Below are 14561 nucleotides of genomic sequence, written 5' to 3' on the forward strand. Positions count from 1 at the left end.
GTCACGACCCGCCCGAGGTCGCCTGGCCGGACGCGCCACCGCCATCGGTCACCGGTGGAAACCCCTCGGCTGCCGGCGGGTCTGCCGCCTCCTGCGGTGGCTGGTCAGGCGGGTTTCCGTCGGCCGGCGTACCCGGGGCTTCGTCGCCGACGGACGCCGCGCCCGATCCGGTGCTCCCCCCGGCGCCGACGTCGTCGGCTGGCACCTGGTCCGCTGGCGGGTTGGGCTGCTGACCGGCCGACCCACTGTCCACGGTCCCGGCCGGTACGGTGGCCTTCTGGTCGGCGACGTGGTCGGCGTGCGCCGCGACGGCGACCCCGAGTGTGCCGGCCAGGCTCACCGCGGCCAGGCCACCGGTCAGGATGGTCACCCGGCGAAGCCCGCGTTCACGTTCGCCCACTGTCGCCTCCCTCGTCCACCGGCTGACAGTGCAACCCGCTGCCGGCGATGAACCCACCGGCTCGCGGTGAGTCCTGTCGTCGACCGGGGATACGGCTGGGATCGGTGACCGGTTCAACGGACGGCCGGAGCTCGCCGACAAGTCGTCAGGTTTTACCGACAACCGATTTACAGCGCCGAAGATCGATGACACCGTGTCCACAGCGGAGGGCGACCGTCCCCCGCTGCGGGCCGCCGGTCGGATCGGCCAGCGGCCACCCGATCGATCGTCGACGGAGGGAAACGGATGTCGGAGGGACAGCGATGAGGTCCAGAGCGGCAACCCTGATAGCGGTAGCGGCGGCACTACTCATGGTCGTTTCAGTTGCTCCGGCCAGCCAGGCCGCCGCACCGCGATTCGCGCATCTCAATCCGGGCGGCGCCCCGGACCTGACCGAGAAGGTTCCGGTCAACGTCGTGTTCCTCGGCTACAGCCGGAACCAGGTCGACCGGTCCGACTACCTCGCCGAGCTACCGCAGCGGTACGAACCGGTGGTGCGGTCCCGGCTGTGGTACGACACCGTGGAGAAGCTCGGGCTCACCTACACCTACGACTACCGGATCAGGTACGCCGACAAGCGCTACGAGGACCGCTTCTTCGGTGAGCTCTCCCGACTCGCCGAGCCGGCTCCGCTCACGCTCTACCAGGAGCTCTACAACGAGCAGGAAAACAACGTCACCACGATCACCGAGAACTACGAGATCGACGCCCCGAGCGTGGAGCGTTGGCTCGCGCTGAACCCGCCGGCCGGGGTCGACACCCGCCGCAACACCATCTTCTTCATCAACTGGTACAGCCGCGCCGACTTCCGCTTCCACGTCTACACCAAGACCAACGAGCCGGACCCGGACACCGGCTACAACTTCGGCGCCGAACGGGACAGCCGCAAGATCATGGCCTGGGGCGGCACCACCGCCGACGACGAGGAAAACGGACTCGGTTCGACCCGGCGGGTCTGGTTCCACGATCTGTCCGCCGGGCCGGAGTCCTGGACCGAGAACTGGAACGTCGACACCCCGGACCTCGACGGCAACGGCGTCGAGGACTACCGGATGCCGCCGACCTGGGAGTACACGGCAGACGGCTACCGCTCCCCCGACGCGCTCAGCGGCGACCTCGGGCTGATCACCCGCTATGTGGCGTTGAACCTGCTGTTCACCACCTCACCGCTGTATCCGGCGGAGCTACCGAGCGCCGGGCCGCCCACCTCGATCAACATCGACAGCAACACGTACGAGGGTTGGCCGGGGGTGGACGCCTCCACCGAGTACATCGACCAGGAACTGCTGGAGTCGGAGCTGGCGAAGTTGCGGTGGCGCAACCTGCTCGACTACGACAGCCAGGATCTGGCGTTCGAGGGTGAAGCGCAGCGCTGCTACGTCGCGGTGATGGAGAACGACGAATCCTGCTACCCCGAGCTGGGCTACCCGCCGTTCGCCAACTTCTACCTGCAGAACACCTTCGAACTCGACCGGGTACTCGACGACCAGGACCGAGTCGACTACGAGATGCCGGTGTTCAACTACGCGGTGCCGGCGGGGACCCCGGTGCCGGCTCTCGGTTTCGCCGAGGACAACTACACCGACGGCACCCAGTCGTACGTCTTCGCGTTCGTCTCGCCGGAGATCACCGAGTCGGGTTACGGCCTGACCACCACCCTGATCCACGAGGTCGGCCACCACCTGGGCATGAGTCACCCGCACGACGGCTACGACAGCGAAACCGGCGTCGACTACGGCCCGGAGGACGACTACTTCTTCGCCTGGGCCGGCGACGAGGTCAACTCGATGATGAGTTACATCGACCTGAACTGGGACTTCAGCCAGTTCGACCGGGACAACAGCGACCGGTTCCTGACCGCGGCGTACGCGGAGGCGGCGAACCTGCTGGCCGAGTCGGTGTTGGCGAGTCCGCACGCCAGGCGGGCCACCCGCGAGCTCCGGGAGGCCGACAGGTTGCTCGGGCAGGCCCAGCGAGAGCTGTCTCGGCACGACTACCGTGACGCCCTGGTGTCGGCGGAGTGGGCGTACCGCGCGGTCGTCGAGGCCGCCGAGAAGGTGGGCGTCTCGGCCGACACGGTCGCCGAGACCATGGCGGTCGAAGCGAAGCAGGCTCGGGACACCAGCGACCTGACCGGAACGCACGAGTTCATCGACACTCTGCACCCGGACGGGCCGCGTAGCCAGCCCTGATCCAGCTGCACCACGCGGCGTCCAGCCGCACCATGCGGCCGGGACGACATCGTCCCGGCCGCATGTCTTTGTTCCGCTGGCGGCTTCTTGTGCCGAGTGATCGTGACCGGGCGCACCACCCTTACAGCATCCTAGGTGGCTGGCCAGATGATCGCCGCCAGATCATCGCTCCCGGAGCAACTCGTGGCCAGGTCAGCTCGTGCAGGTCATCGCCGGGAGAGCGGTCGGCGCGGCGTTCGTCGACACCACCATGCCGAACGAGGCCGTTCCGCCGGCTGCGACGGCGCCGTTGTAGCCGGCGTTGGCCACCGTGACCGCCGCCCCGTCGGTGGTCACCACACCATTCCAGGCAGTCTGGATCCGCTCGTCGCCGGCCCACCGCCAGGACACCCGCCAGCCCTCGATCGCCCCGACACCGGCGTTGCGTACGGTGACCGTCGCGACGAAGCCGGTGCCCCAACTCGCGTCGAGGGTCGCGGTGGCGGTGCAGGTCGCCACCGGCAGGGTCCATGCGGGTCCGCCGACGACATAGGTGTCACGCCGGCCCTCGGCGTCACTGAACCGGAACCAGTACTCGGTGTCCGGGGTCAGCCCGGCGAGTGTGACGTCGCCGTGCCGGTCCGGGCCGGACACCTGCTCCGCCACCGGATCGCGCCACTGCTGCGCGTCGGCCTGGCTGGCGAACAGGGTGACCGTGATCGGTGGTACGTAGCCGCACGGCGGACCGACCAACAGCATCGAGTAGCTGACGGTCAGCGTGGTCGGGGTCGCTCCGGTCACCCTGCCCGTGATCGGCAGTGCCGGCGGGCACGTCACGCCCGGGGTCGGGGCGGTGGTGGCCGGCGCGGTCGGCTGGGCCGCCGCCGCCCCGGCCGAGGCGGTGAGGGCGATGGTTACGGCGGCGAGGAGCACACCGACTCGATACGGCATCACGATCTCCTTCGTGGACGCGGAGGTGCCGGCCGCACCGCCGGTACGGCCGGCACCAGGTCAGCGCCGTCGGGTCATCGGCACTGTCGGATCACAGCGGTGGGTACGCGTTGGCCATCAGCTCACGGAACTGCGCCGAGAACCAGTGACCAGAAACCGGCGCGTTCGGCAACGCACCACTCATGTTGTTGTTGTTCCGCGGGTTACCCGTGTACGTCGGGTCGCACATCCGGTCGAAGCCCTTACCCTCGTCGTTCGGGATCTCCGAGCTCGAACCATCCGACTCACCCGGCGGCTTGATCCACACGTACGCGTCGATACCACTGGCCGGCGCGGCGGTCGGCCGCTCACCCAGACCCGCACCGGACTGGTTACACCAGTTGCCCTTCTGGAACCGACGGTCGATCCGCGACTCGTCCACCCGGGTGTTCACGTCCCCGGCGCTGCTCGGACCGGTCGGCCGGTCCGGCCCACCCCACCCGTTACGCGACGTGTCGATCAACATCCCGATGTTCGAGTTGAACCCGGCCTGCACCAACCGCTGCCGGAACGCCTGCGCGAACGACAACTCGTCGTTGTACATGTTCCAGTCGATCCACGTCGACGGACGCGTCGTCGAGTCCACCGTGATGTACGGCTCCCGCAACGCCGAGTAGTTCGCCGTGTTCGTGATGAACCCGTGCACATCCGACGGCGACGCCCCGGACGCGTTGGCGGCCTGCGCGATGAGCTGCGCCGACGGACCGAAGTTGTCGTCCCAACCGATCCAGCCGTGGTGCCCGGCGTCGATGTAGTTGTACACATTCGGCACATCACCGAGCTGAGCGACCGCGTACCCCACACCACTGACGTAGTTACCGTTGGCCAACATCACGTCACACTCAGGAGTAGCCGTCGGCCGACTACCCACATTCGTCACCAGGTTCGGCAACGAATCGATCTCGATCACCGCGACGATCCGCAGAGCCGCGTACGCCGGCCGCGCCACGATCTCCGCGATCGGATCGATGTACTCCGTCCGATAGACGTCGATCTCCTCCGGACCGAGCTCACCGTTGGACGCCAACGCCGCACAGTCACGACCCGGCAGGTTGTAGATCACCACCTGGAACACCAACGGCCGACCACCGTTCGCCGCGTCCTGCCGCACCGCCTCGTCGAGGTGATCCGCCAGACCCATGTCACCCGTCGTCGGACTGTTGTTGCCATAGATAGCGCTCGTCCGGTCCAACCACACACCGGTCGGCTCGTCCGCGATCCGGCTACCACCCGGCTCCGCCGCCGCGTTCGCACTCCAGATCGGATTCACGTACACATCCGCACCCACATACGGGTTGTCCACCCGCGGACCACCCGTCGGAGGCGGCGACGTCGGAGGCGCCGTCGTCGGAGGCGCCGTCGTCGGAGGCGCCGTCGTCGGAGGCGCCGTCGTCGGAGGCGCCGTCGTCGGAGGCGCCGTCGTCGGAGGCGCCGTCGTCGGAGGCGCCGTCGTCGGCGGGGGTGCCGTGGTGACCGGCGGCGGAGTCGTCGGTCCGGTGCCGCCGTTGCAGGCCACCCCGTTGAGGGTGAAAGCGGTCGGGCTGGAGTAGCTGCCGGACCAGCGGCCGTTGAAACCGATTGAGGTGGACGCGCCGGTGCCCAGGTTGCCGTTCCAGGAAGCGTTGGTCGCGGTGATGGCACCGGAGCTGCCGCTCCAGTTCGCCGACCAGCCCTGGGTCAGGCTCTGGCCAGACGGCAGGGTAAACCGCAAGGTCCAGTTGCTGACCGGGTCCTGCCGGTTGTTGATGGTGATGTTGGCGGTGAACCCGCCGGTGCCGGAACCTTCGGTCCAGGTATTCGCCTGATAGGTGACGTTGCAGACGACAGCGGCCTGGGCGGCGGTGGCGGGAACGATCAGGGCGGCGGCGACCAGTGCGCTCGCGCCGCCAGCGGCGAGAAGTCCGCGACGAGCGGTGCGTCTCGGGACAGGTGACATGGCTGGCTCTCCTACCGGGGTCAGGGTGTGCCGCCACGGCTGAGGGGTGACCGGCGGTCCTGTCCGGACGGGCGACAGGACGGGACCGGGCAGCGACGTGGCGTGGCGGATCGGGAGAGGATCGCCCGGCGCGGTGGCACGCCACCTCGCTCATCCTCTCGGCTCGAAACGAGCTGCTCGCACTGGCTCCCGGTGCGACTGAGCCGAATTCTCGCATGTGAGAATGATCGATACAATCGCCGATTCGTCGTGGGTTCGCGGTGCCGTGGAACCGTCCCCACGCCGGCTGCCGATCGAGTACGGGCGATTTACAACGCGGGTCGACGCGTCGTAGGGTCGGCATATCGGACGGCAAGTACGGGGATAGTTGTCTGCCGCCGTCCTGGGCATCTTTGGTGCTCTTAAGGCTGCTATGGTGTTCGATGTGAACTTGAAGGAGTGGGCGGCGTCGCAGGGCATCGCGTACGTCGCCGCTCGTCGGCAGTACGCGGCCGGGACGCTGCCCGTTCCCACGTACCGACTCGGCCGCCTGATCATGGTCGGCGACCCGCTCGCCGCTGCCCCGACTGACACCGGGCAGGTCGTGGTGTACGCCCGGGTGTCGTCCGCCGACCAGGAAGCGGACCTGGACCGGCAGGTCGCCAGGGTCACCGTGTGGGCGACCGGCCAGCGGCTGTCGGTGTCGCGGGTGGTGACCGAGGTGGGGTCCGCGGTGGACGGACATCGCACGAAGTTCCTGGCCCTGCTCCGAGACCCGACTGTGTCGACGATCGTGGTGGAACACCGGGACCGGTTCGCCCGCTTCGGCGCCGGGTGTGTCGAGGCGGCACTCGCCGCGCAGGGCCGGCGCCTCCTGGTTGTCGACCCGGCCGGGGTGGACGACGACCTGGTCGGTGACGTGACGGAGATCCTCACCTCGTTGTGCGTTCGCCTGTACGGGCGGCGGGCGGCGGCGGACCGGGTCCGCCGGCCTGTCGAGGCTGTCACCGCAGCGGGCGGTCCGGTGTGAAGACGATTCAGGCGTACCGGTTCGCCCTGGATCTCACCCCGGGCCAGGAACGCGCGGTGCTCGGGCACGCCGGGGCGGCGCGGGTGGCGTACAACTGGGCCCTCGCGCGGGTCAGAGCGGTCATGGACATGTGGTGCTGCCCCGACTGGGTCGGCTGAAGGTGCACGAGTCCACCCGCAGACTCGCCCGCCGTGTGGAAGCCGGCACCGCCCGGATCATGTCCGCCACCGTGCGCCGCGACGGCAGGCGCTGGCACGTCGCGTTCACCGTCGAGGTCGACCGCGCCCAACGCGCTGTGACCCGGCCCGGTTCGGTGATCGGGGTGGACGTCGGCATCACGCACCTCGCGGTGCTGTCCACCGGTGAACCGGTACCGAACCCGCGACACCTCGCCGGCGCGCGAGGTCGGCTACGGACACTCGGCCGGACCCTGTCGCGCCGGCAAGGCCCGGACCGGCGCACCGGCCGACGTCCGTCGAACCGGTGGCAGCGCGCCTCCGCCCGCCTCGGACGGGCACACGCCCGGGTCGCTCGTCTGCGCCGCGACGGCCTGCACAAGCTCACCACCCGACTGACCCGCGAACACGGCACCGTCGTGGCCGAAGACCTCCATGTGGCCGGGATGCTGGCCAACCGCGGGCTGGCCCGGCACATCACCGACGCCGGATTCGCCGAACTGCGACGGCAACTCGCGTACAAGACCGGATGGAACGGCGGCAGGCTGCTCGTGGCCGACCGCTGGTACCCCTCCTCCAAAACCTGCTCGGGCTGCGGCACGGCGAAAACCAAGCTGGCCCTCTCCGAGCGTGAGTACCACTGCGCGGCCTGCGGCCTGGTCATCGACCGCGACCACAACGCCGCCCGTAACCTGGCCGCCCTGGCCGCCGGGTACGACACCGCCGGGAGTGGCCCGGTGGCAGCACGTGGACCGACCAGAAGACCCCCGTACGCGGGCAGGTGGCCGCGAAGCGTGAACCCGGCACGGCACCCGCCGGTCAGACCGGGACCGTCCCACCGCAAGGCGGGACCACCCACCGCGTGCTCACTAGAGCACACTGAGAGGTAATGGACCATGCCAGAGACGATCGGCCTTGGCGCGCCATGGATGAGCCTGGCTGACAGTCATGTGCTCGCGGCCCAGCGGTGGGTCAACGCCACCTACGCCGGCGCGCCGGGCTACATCCGGTGTCCGGAGGACGGGCTCACCGGCTGGCCGACGGTGCTCTCCCTGACCCAGGGACTGCAGCACGAACTCGGCATCTCCCCCACCGTCCAGAACTTCGGGCCGGGCACCCTCAGCGCGGTCAAGGCACACGCCTGGATGCCGCGCGAGGACAACAACGCCAATCTGATCCGAATCTACAACGCCGCGCTGTGGTGCAAGGGTTACCCGGCCTCCACCGACCAGGCGGTCTGGACCAGTGTCTCCGAGGCCTCGTTGAGCCAGCTCTACACCGACGCCGGCCTGTCGTACGCCAATCAACGGTACCGCCGGGCGATGTGGCCGCAGGTCGCCCGCGCGATGCTGCGCATGGATCAGTTCCGCCTGGTCCCGCAGGGCGACGCCACGGTCCGGCGGATTCAGCAGCGGCTCAACTCGCGCTACGTGTCCGACGTCCGGATCCCGGCGATGAACCTGGTGCCGTGCGACGGGATCTACTCGCGGGACGTCCAGCAGGGCTTCATGATGGCCGTCCAGTACGAGGTGGGCATCCCGTTGTCGTCGATCAACGGCAACTTCGGGCCGGGCACTCAGGCGGGGCTGCGCGGCGTCGGTTCCGGCCGCCTCACCGGCAACCTGCGCCATCTGTTCCGTTCGGCGTGCTACTTCAACTCGCCGACGATGGTGCCGGGCGACCCACAGGTGCCGTTGGCGTACCGCCCGGAGGACATCGACACCGACACCGACACCGACACGGCGACGCACCTGGAGTGGCTGAGCGCCTTCCAGCGTTTCTCGCAGATCCCGATGACCGTCACGAACGACTACACCACGTGGGCCCAGCTATTGGTGTCCTCCGGCGACCCGGACCGGCCCGCCACCGGCTGCGACTGCATCACCGAGATCACCGCGACCCGGGGCGCGCAGCTGATGGCGGCCGGCTACCGGATCGTCGGCCGCTACCTCGACGAGCACCTGCCGCCGTCGGATCCGCATTTTCTCGGCAAGGCGCTCAAGCCGGACGAGCCGCAGACCATCCTGGACGCCGGGCTGCGGTTCTTCCCGATCTTCCAGTACAACGGCACCCAGCTGGTCAACTTCACCTACGACAAGGGCTACGACCAGGGCCGGATCGCCCATCAGAAGGCGGTCGAGCACCGGATCCCCGCCGGCGTCTGCATCTACTTCGCGGTCGACTTCGACGCACTCGACGACGACATCGACAGCGGTGTCAAGCCGTACTTCCAGGGTGTCAAGGCCGCCCTCGCCGACCTGGGCGACCGCTACCAGTTCGGGGTGTACGGGGCGCGCAACGTCTGCATCCGCGTTTCCCGCGAGGTCGGTGCCCGATGGTCGATGGTCTCCGGCATGTCCTGGGGCTACTCCGGCAACCTGGGCTTTCCGCTGCCGGATAACTGGGCGTTCAACCAGATCCGAGAGTACGAGTTCCAGCCCGGCTGGGGCCTCGACCATGACGTCTGGCGGGATGGTGCCGACCCCGGTGTGTCCGCCCTCGTGCCCGTCCCGTGAGCGAGTGAGGACCCGACGATGATCACCAGACGCAGCCTGATCAGCGGTGCCGTCGGCACCGTCGGTGCCAGCGTGCTCGCCGTGGCACCCGGCGGACCGGTCAGCGCGACCGACCGGCGATGGGCCCGCGCCGTGTCCGCCAACGGCTGGCGGATCGAGTCCGCCGCCGTCGCCGTCTACCGGGTCACCGGGTCCGCCGCCTCGGTGGCGCTGCGCCGCGGCCCGGCCGCCGCGGTGCTGCTGCACGTTGCCCGACGCTGGCACTACGAGATCGCTCCGCTCGACACCGGAGAGGGCGGCGGGATCACCGGCCACGACGCCAATCGGACCGTACGGGTCGACGTCGAGTCGAACTACCTCTCCGGTACGGCCGTCGCGGTGTATCCCACCGCCTACCCGCTCGGCGGTAGCGAACCGCTGTGGCCGCACCAGGAGGCCGTCGTCCGGGACATCCTGGCGGACTGCGGCGGCACGGTGGCGTGGGGCGGTGACCTGACTCCGACGATGCTGTCCCATTTCCACGTCGTCGCCCGGCCCGGTGACCCGACCCTGGCCCAGGTCGCCGCCCGACTCGACCCTGGCGCACAGGTCGCGGTCCGGTCGCAGACCGCTGGTGCCGTCGCCGACCCGGCCGCGCCGGAACGCCTCGAACTGGCCCGCCGGTTCGCCGGCTCACGCTGACCAACCTGGGACAGCTGGCCCCCTGGTGGGCCGGCGACAGGTCGTAGCGGGCCCACTCCATCCGATGGGTTACCGAACCCGTACGCGCTGACGTACCCCGGAGCTGGGCGCGTAGCTCCGATCACCGGAGTAGGCAACGTGGACCGGGTGGATTCCCGCCGGCAGGTGCCCTCGGCCCGGCTGTCGGTGTAGAGCAACTCCCGGCCGTCCGCGAAGTACCGTGAGGTGATCCGTCCGTCGAAGATCTGCTCGTACCGGACGCCGTCCGCTACCGCGACGCCGGCGGATCCGGGCTGAACACCGACAGCACCGTACTGTCGAGTCGATAGGTCGTCACCACGCCGGTACCACGGTGCACGACGGTGGCGACCGCCGGCATCCGGGTGGCGCCTCCGGTCAGGAAGACCGCCGCCAGATCGCCGCCACCGAGCTCGACATCCGCGAGCACCGACCGCGCACTGTCCACGGTCCGCTCCAGCAGCGGTGCTGCGAGCTGGTCGAGTTCCTCGCGTCCGAAAGGTACGTCCGCTTCGATCAGCGGAACGTGGATGGTGGTGGTCGAGGTCCGGGCCAGCATCTCCTTGCCGGCCCGTACGTTCTCCCACAGCCGCCCCGCCGCCCGACGGTCGGTCGGGGTCTTCGGGTCGACCAGCCGAAACCAGTCGGCGGGGCCGCGCTTGGCGATCGCCGTACCGAGATGCGACACGATCGCCGCGTCCACGTTCGAGTCCGCCGACGTCGGCCAGTCCGCCGCTGGCGAGCACGACGAACCCGGTGTCGGTCCGGCGCAGCACCGACACGTCGAACGTTCCCGCACCCAGGTCGTAGACGAGGGCGTGGTCACCGACCGGAACGCGACCGCTGGCGACCGACTCGAACCGGTAGGCGGCCGCGACCGGTTCCCGCTCCAGACGTACGGTCGGCAGCACCGACGTGACGGCGGCGAGCAGCACCGCGCGCCGCCGCCGCCCACGACGCCGGCAGGTGACGACGGCCTCGGTGACCGGTGTGCCCGCCACCCTGGCCGCTTCGAAGGCGACCTGGCCGACGACGGCACCGATCAACCGGTGGACCGGGATCTCGTCCTGGCCGAGCAGCACCACGCCGTCGTCGACGCACCGCTTCGGGTACGGCTCGAAGCGCTCCGGGTAGGCCTGTGCCTGATGCACGGCGTCCCGCCGACTACCAGCCGACCGGTCGGATCGAGGCAGACCACCGAAGGCAGCAGGGGTGACCCGTCGAAGAGCAGCGGACGTGGTGTCTGATCACCGATCGCCAGCACGGCGACCGTGTGGGAGGTGCCGGAGTCGATGCCGAGCCGCGCTCGCGCTGTCACACCGGCCACTGTAGGAGGCACCGGCGCGCCCGCCACCGGCGCGCTCAGTCCAGCGGCGTCAGCCGTACCCGTCCGATCAGCTCACGCACCGCCTCGGCGCGGCCGGTGCCCAAACCGTGCCGGGTGACGTTCACCGCGCCGGCCGCCGCGCCGGTACGAACCGCTTCCTCGAGACTGCCGCCCCGGGTGAGCACGGCCGCCACACCGGCGGTCATCGAATCGCCGGCTCCCCGGTGGTCGACGATTTCCAGCTGCGGCACCCGTACCTCGACCAAGTCGTCGTCGAGCAGCGCGAGCGCCGGTTTCTCGGCCCGGCTGATCAACACGGCCTCCGCGCCGTCGGCGCGCAACTGGTGTGCGGCCCGCGACAGCGCGTCGACGCTGTCGTCGGCCGCCCGGCCCGCCTCGATCACTTCCTCATGGCTGACCTTGAGAAAGGACACCCCGCCGCCTAGTACGGCGGCCAACTGCCCACCGGACAGGTCGGCCACCACCTGGGAGCCGTTGGCCCTCAGGTCGCTGGCGAGTCGCCGGTAGACGTCGTCGTCGACCACCGACGGGTGGGCCGGGCCGCTGAGCACGCTGACCGCCGCCCGCATTCCCTCGGCCAACGCGAGGCCGTACAGCTCGTCGATGTCGTGCCGGATCAGCGGGGCACCCGGGTTCTCCGCGATCTCGCTGCGGCTGCCCTCCCGGCGGTCGTGGACGTACCATCCGCTGCTGGACTTGCGCGGAACCATCCGCAGTTCCAGTTCCTCGTCTTCGAGCGCCCTGCCGAGCACCGCACCGACCTCTCCGCCGACGGCGGCGCAGAGCACCACCCGGACACCCAGCGAGCTGATCATGCGCGCCTGCCAGATGCCCTGGCCACCGGCGTGCAGGTGCAGTTCGAGTACGTCGGCCTGCTGCTCGATCGTCACCGACAGCACCGGAGCCGGGGCGAACACCATCACGTGGTCCCTCATACGGGTACCATTCCCCTGATCCGGGGAGATTACGCCAGGGCGGGCGCTCCGGTGGTTCTCCGTCCCGTGCCCTGATGGTCCATCGACAGCCATCTGCTGAATCCGTGTGCCGGCGTTCACCTGTCCGACGCCTGGCCAACGCCGCACCGACTGGTCGGGGCAGCAGCATGCCATCGGACGAGAAACCGACCAGATTGGACGACCATGGTCACACTCCGATGGCGTCGCGCGGTGGCCACCGCGCTGGCGACGGTCACCGCCGTGTCCGCCGTGGGCGGACCCGCTCACGGCACGGGTCCCACGCACCTGCGGGAATCCGGTCAGTCGGCCGGCGCTGCCGGCGACCGACAGCGCCACCAGCACGTTTTCGACCTGCAGGCGCACCGGGGCGGGCTCGGCCTGCGGGTGGAGAGCACCCTCGCCGCTTTCGGCAACGCGCTACGGCTCGGGGTACGCACACTGGAACTCGACGTACAGATCACCCGCGACGGCCACGCGGTCGTCACCCACGACCGGCGAGTCAGTTCCGCGAAGTGTACGGATACCGCCCCGGTGAGCACCGACGACCCGGATTTCCCGTATGTCGGCAAGTTCGTGCACACCCTCACACTGGCCCAGGTCCGCACCCTCGACTGCGGCAGCCGCACCCTCCCCGGCTACCCGGGCCAGACCCCGGTGCCGGGTGCCACCATGCCGCTGCTGCGCGAGGTCCTCGACCTGGTCAAGCGATACGAGGCGAACCAGGTCCGGCTCAACGTCGAGACCAAGGTGGAAGCGGGCGCACCACACGAGACCGCTCCCCGCGAGCAGTTCGTGCAGGTCACCGCAGCCGAAATCCGGGCAGCCGGGCTGCTGCGGCAGACCACCGTCCAGAGTTTCGACTGGGGCGCGCTGATGCGGATGCGCCAGGTCGAGCCCCGACTGCCGCTGGTCGCCCTGACCAACTACGACTTCCTGCAGGTCGGAGCGCCCGGTGCCTCGCCGTGGCTCGGCGGGATCGACATCGACGACTTCGGCGGCGACCCGATCCGGGCGATCAAGACCTTCGGCGCGACGTCCTTCTCCCCGGTGCACGGCTTCCCGCAGAACGGCACCGTCACCGACCCCGACTACCGGCCGTACGTGACGAAGGATCTCGTCCGGCACGCGCACCGGCACGGCATCACCGTCGTTCCGTGGACGGTCAACGACGTACCGACCATGGCGAAGCTGATCGACGACGGCGTCGACGGTCTCATCACCGACTACCCGGACCGGCTGCGGGACCTGATGGCACAGCGGCGGATGCGGCTACCGAAGCCGTACGCGTCGCCGTTCGACATCCAAGCCCACCGCGGTGGACGTTGGGAACGTCCGGAGAACACGCTGCCGGCGTTCGCGTACGCCCTGGCCGACCCGGACGTGTCCACCCTGGAGCTCGACACCGGGATGACCCGCGACGGACACCTGGTGGTGCTGCACGACCGCACGGTCTCCGGCTCACACTGCGCCGACACCCGCCCGGCCCGCCCCGGCGACCCGATGTTCCCGTACGTGGGCAAGCGGGTCCGGGATCTCACGCTGCGCCAGATCAAGACCCTCGACTGCGGTTCGGTGCCCGTGGCCGACCTGCCCGAACAGGTGCTGGTCCCGGGCGCCCGGATCCCGACGCTGCCGGAGGTGTTCGCGTTGGCCCGCGACAGCGGGCGGCGGGACATCCGGTTCAACATCGAGACGAAGATCAGTCCGTTGGTCGACGACACCGCGCCGTACCAGGTCTTCACCGCCGCGCTGGTCCGTGCGGTGGAGCGGGCCCAGGTGGTGGACCGGGTGACGATCCAGTCGTTCGACTGGCGCACGATCATGCTGGCCCGCGAGCTCAACCACCGGATCGCGACGGTCGCCCTGGTCTGGCAGTACGGGCCGGCCGAGTGCGCGTCACTGGCCGACGAGTGCTCGCTGCGGGCGGTGTACGGCGACCCGTCGGTACGCAGCCCGTGGACCGGCGGCCTGGACTGGTGGCGCTACCGTGACCTCGGCAAACTGGTACGCGCGGCTGGTGCCACCACGGTGTCGGCCAACTGGCAGGTGCACGACCCCGAGCAGCCCACGGCTCCACACCCGGACTGGTACCTGCGTCAGGACCCGAGCTACTTCCACGGTCCGGTGGTGCCGACGTTGCGGCAGCGCGACCGGCTGCTGGTGGTGCCGTACACGATCAACGACGCCGCGTACATGCAACGGGCGATCGACCTCGGCGTGGACGGCATCATCACCGACGACCAGCGGACCTTGATCGAGGTGGCGATCCGCAACGGCCTGCGCTGAGCAGGTCCGGTGAGCCGCCGGTCGGCACCGCCCTG

General features: G+C 69.6%; 13 protein-coding genes. 8 read left to right on the forward strand and 5 right to left on the reverse strand.

Annotated elements, in window-relative coordinates; all coding sequences use genetic code 11:
- Position 1: 1 nt before the first annotated feature.
- On the reverse strand, positions 2-400 hold the full coding sequence (locus tag O7632_RS21900) for a hypothetical protein (protein WP_278116811.1): 399 nt from the start codon (positions 398-400) through the stop codon (positions 2-4).
- Positions 401-702: 302 nt separating this feature from the next.
- On the opposite strand from O7632_RS21900, the gene O7632_RS21905 reads away from it, so the two are divergent.
- The gene (locus O7632_RS21905; protein ID WP_278116812.1) at positions 703-2631 is read left to right on the forward strand and encodes a hypothetical protein; all 1929 of its coding nucleotides are present in this window, start codon (positions 703-705) and stop codon (positions 2629-2631) included.
- A gap of 192 nt (positions 2632-2823) precedes the next feature.
- On the opposite strand, the gene O7632_RS21910 is transcribed toward O7632_RS21905, so the two are convergent.
- Both O7632_RS21910 and O7632_RS21915 read right to left on the reverse strand, forming a co-directional pair.
- Positions 2824-3561: a cellulose binding domain-containing protein gene (locus O7632_RS21910; RefSeq protein WP_278116813.1), complete on the reverse strand. Its 738-nt coding sequence runs from the start codon at positions 3559-3561 to the stop codon at positions 2824-2826.
- Positions 3562-3652: 91 nt separating this feature from the next.
- Positions 3653-5536, reverse strand: a complete 1884-nt coding sequence (locus O7632_RS21915) for a glycoside hydrolase family 6 protein (protein ID WP_278116814.1) — start codon at positions 5534-5536, stop codon at positions 3653-3655.
- Between the two features lie 424 nt (positions 5537-5960).
- On the opposite strand from O7632_RS21915, the gene O7632_RS21920 reads away from it, so the two are divergent.
- Genes O7632_RS21920 through O7632_RS21940 form a run of 5 tightly spaced genes read left to right on the forward strand, consistent with a single transcriptional unit; the run spans position 5961 to position 9918 of the window.
- The gene (locus O7632_RS21920) at positions 5961-6545 is read left to right on the forward strand and encodes an IS607 family transposase (protein ID WP_278116815.1); all 585 of its coding nucleotides are present in this window, start codon (positions 5961-5963) and stop codon (positions 6543-6545) included.
- Positions 6542-6703 (forward strand): helix-turn-helix domain-containing protein, encoded by a 162-nt coding sequence (locus tag O7632_RS21925; protein ID WP_278116816.1) that lies wholly within the window; start codon positions 6542-6544, stop codon positions 6701-6703. The genes O7632_RS21920 and O7632_RS21925 overlap by 4 nt, the downstream gene beginning before the upstream one ends.
- Positions 6679-7611, forward strand: coding sequence for an RNA-guided endonuclease TnpB family protein (locus tag O7632_RS21930; RefSeq protein WP_278116817.1), 933 nt, complete (start codon positions 6679-6681; stop codon positions 7609-7611). Before O7632_RS21925 ends, O7632_RS21930 begins: the two co-directional genes overlap by 25 nt.
- 6 nt (positions 7612-7617) lie before the next feature.
- Entirely contained in the window at positions 7618-9237 is a 1620-nt protein-coding gene (locus O7632_RS21935; RefSeq protein ID WP_278116818.1) for a glycoside hydrolase domain-containing protein, read from the forward strand.
- An 18-nt stretch (positions 9238-9255) separates the two neighbouring features.
- Positions 9256-9918, forward strand: a complete 663-nt coding sequence (locus tag O7632_RS21940; RefSeq protein WP_278116819.1) for a hypothetical protein — start codon at positions 9256-9258, stop codon at positions 9916-9918.
- 268 nt (positions 9919-10186) lie between these two features.
- Here the strand turns inward: O7632_RS21940 and O7632_RS21945 are convergent, their stop codons facing one another.
- On the reverse strand, positions 10187-10639 hold the full coding sequence (locus O7632_RS21945; RefSeq protein ID WP_278116820.1) for an Hsp70 family protein: 453 nt from the start codon (positions 10637-10639) through the stop codon (positions 10187-10189).
- Between O7632_RS21945 and O7632_RS21950 the strand changes: the two genes are divergently transcribed.
- The gene (locus tag O7632_RS21950; RefSeq protein ID WP_278116821.1) at positions 10596-11183 is read left to right on the forward strand and encodes a hypothetical protein; all 588 of its coding nucleotides are present in this window, start codon (positions 10596-10598) and stop codon (positions 11181-11183) included. The genes O7632_RS21945 and O7632_RS21950 overlap by 44 nt on opposite strands.
- A 115-nt stretch (positions 11184-11298) precedes the next feature.
- Here the strand turns inward: O7632_RS21950 and O7632_RS21955 are convergent, their stop codons facing one another.
- Positions 11299-12219 (reverse strand): PfkB family carbohydrate kinase, encoded by a 921-nt coding sequence (locus tag O7632_RS21955; protein WP_278116822.1) that lies wholly within the window; start codon positions 12217-12219, stop codon positions 11299-11301.
- Between the two features lie 204 nt (positions 12220-12423).
- On the opposite strand from O7632_RS21955, the gene O7632_RS21960 reads away from it, so the two are divergent.
- Positions 12424-14526, forward strand: a complete 2103-nt coding sequence (locus tag O7632_RS21960; RefSeq protein WP_278116823.1) for a glycerophosphodiester phosphodiesterase family protein — start codon at positions 12424-12426, stop codon at positions 14524-14526.
- The last annotated feature ends 35 nt before the right edge of the window (positions 14527-14561 follow it).

This window comes from Solwaraspora sp. WMMD406 (genome assembly GCF_029626025.1).
Classification (GTDB): domain Bacteria; phylum Actinomycetota; class Actinomycetes; order Mycobacteriales; family Micromonosporaceae; genus Micromonospora_E.

What these genes read in the sequence shown, in the direction of transcription:
- O7632_RS21955 (WP_278116822.1), bottom strand. Translation starts at nt 12,219, where the DNA reads ATGAGGGACCACGTGATGGTGTTCGCCCCGGCTCCGGTGCTGTCGGTG.
- O7632_RS21915 (WP_278116814.1), bottom strand. Translation starts at nt 5,536, where the DNA reads ATGTCACCTGTCCCGAGACGCACCGCTCGTCGCGGACTTCTCGCCGCT.
- O7632_RS21940 (WP_278116819.1), top strand. Translation starts at nt 9,256, where the DNA reads ATGATCACCAGACGCAGCCTGATCAGCGGTGCCGTCGGCACCGTCGGT.
- O7632_RS21960 (WP_278116823.1), top strand. Translation starts at nt 12,424, where the DNA reads ATGGTCACACTCCGATGGCGTCGCGCGGTGGCCACCGCGCTGGCGACG.
- O7632_RS21910 (WP_278116813.1), bottom strand. Translation starts at nt 3,561, where the DNA reads ATGCCGTATCGAGTCGGTGTGCTCCTCGCCGCCGTAACCATCGCCCTC.
- O7632_RS21905 (WP_278116812.1), top strand. Translation starts at nt 703, where the DNA reads ATGAGGTCCAGAGCGGCAACCCTGATAGCGGTAGCGGCGGCACTACTC.
- O7632_RS21935 (WP_278116818.1), top strand. Translation starts at nt 7,618, where the DNA reads ATGCCAGAGACGATCGGCCTTGGCGCGCCATGGATGAGCCTGGCTGAC.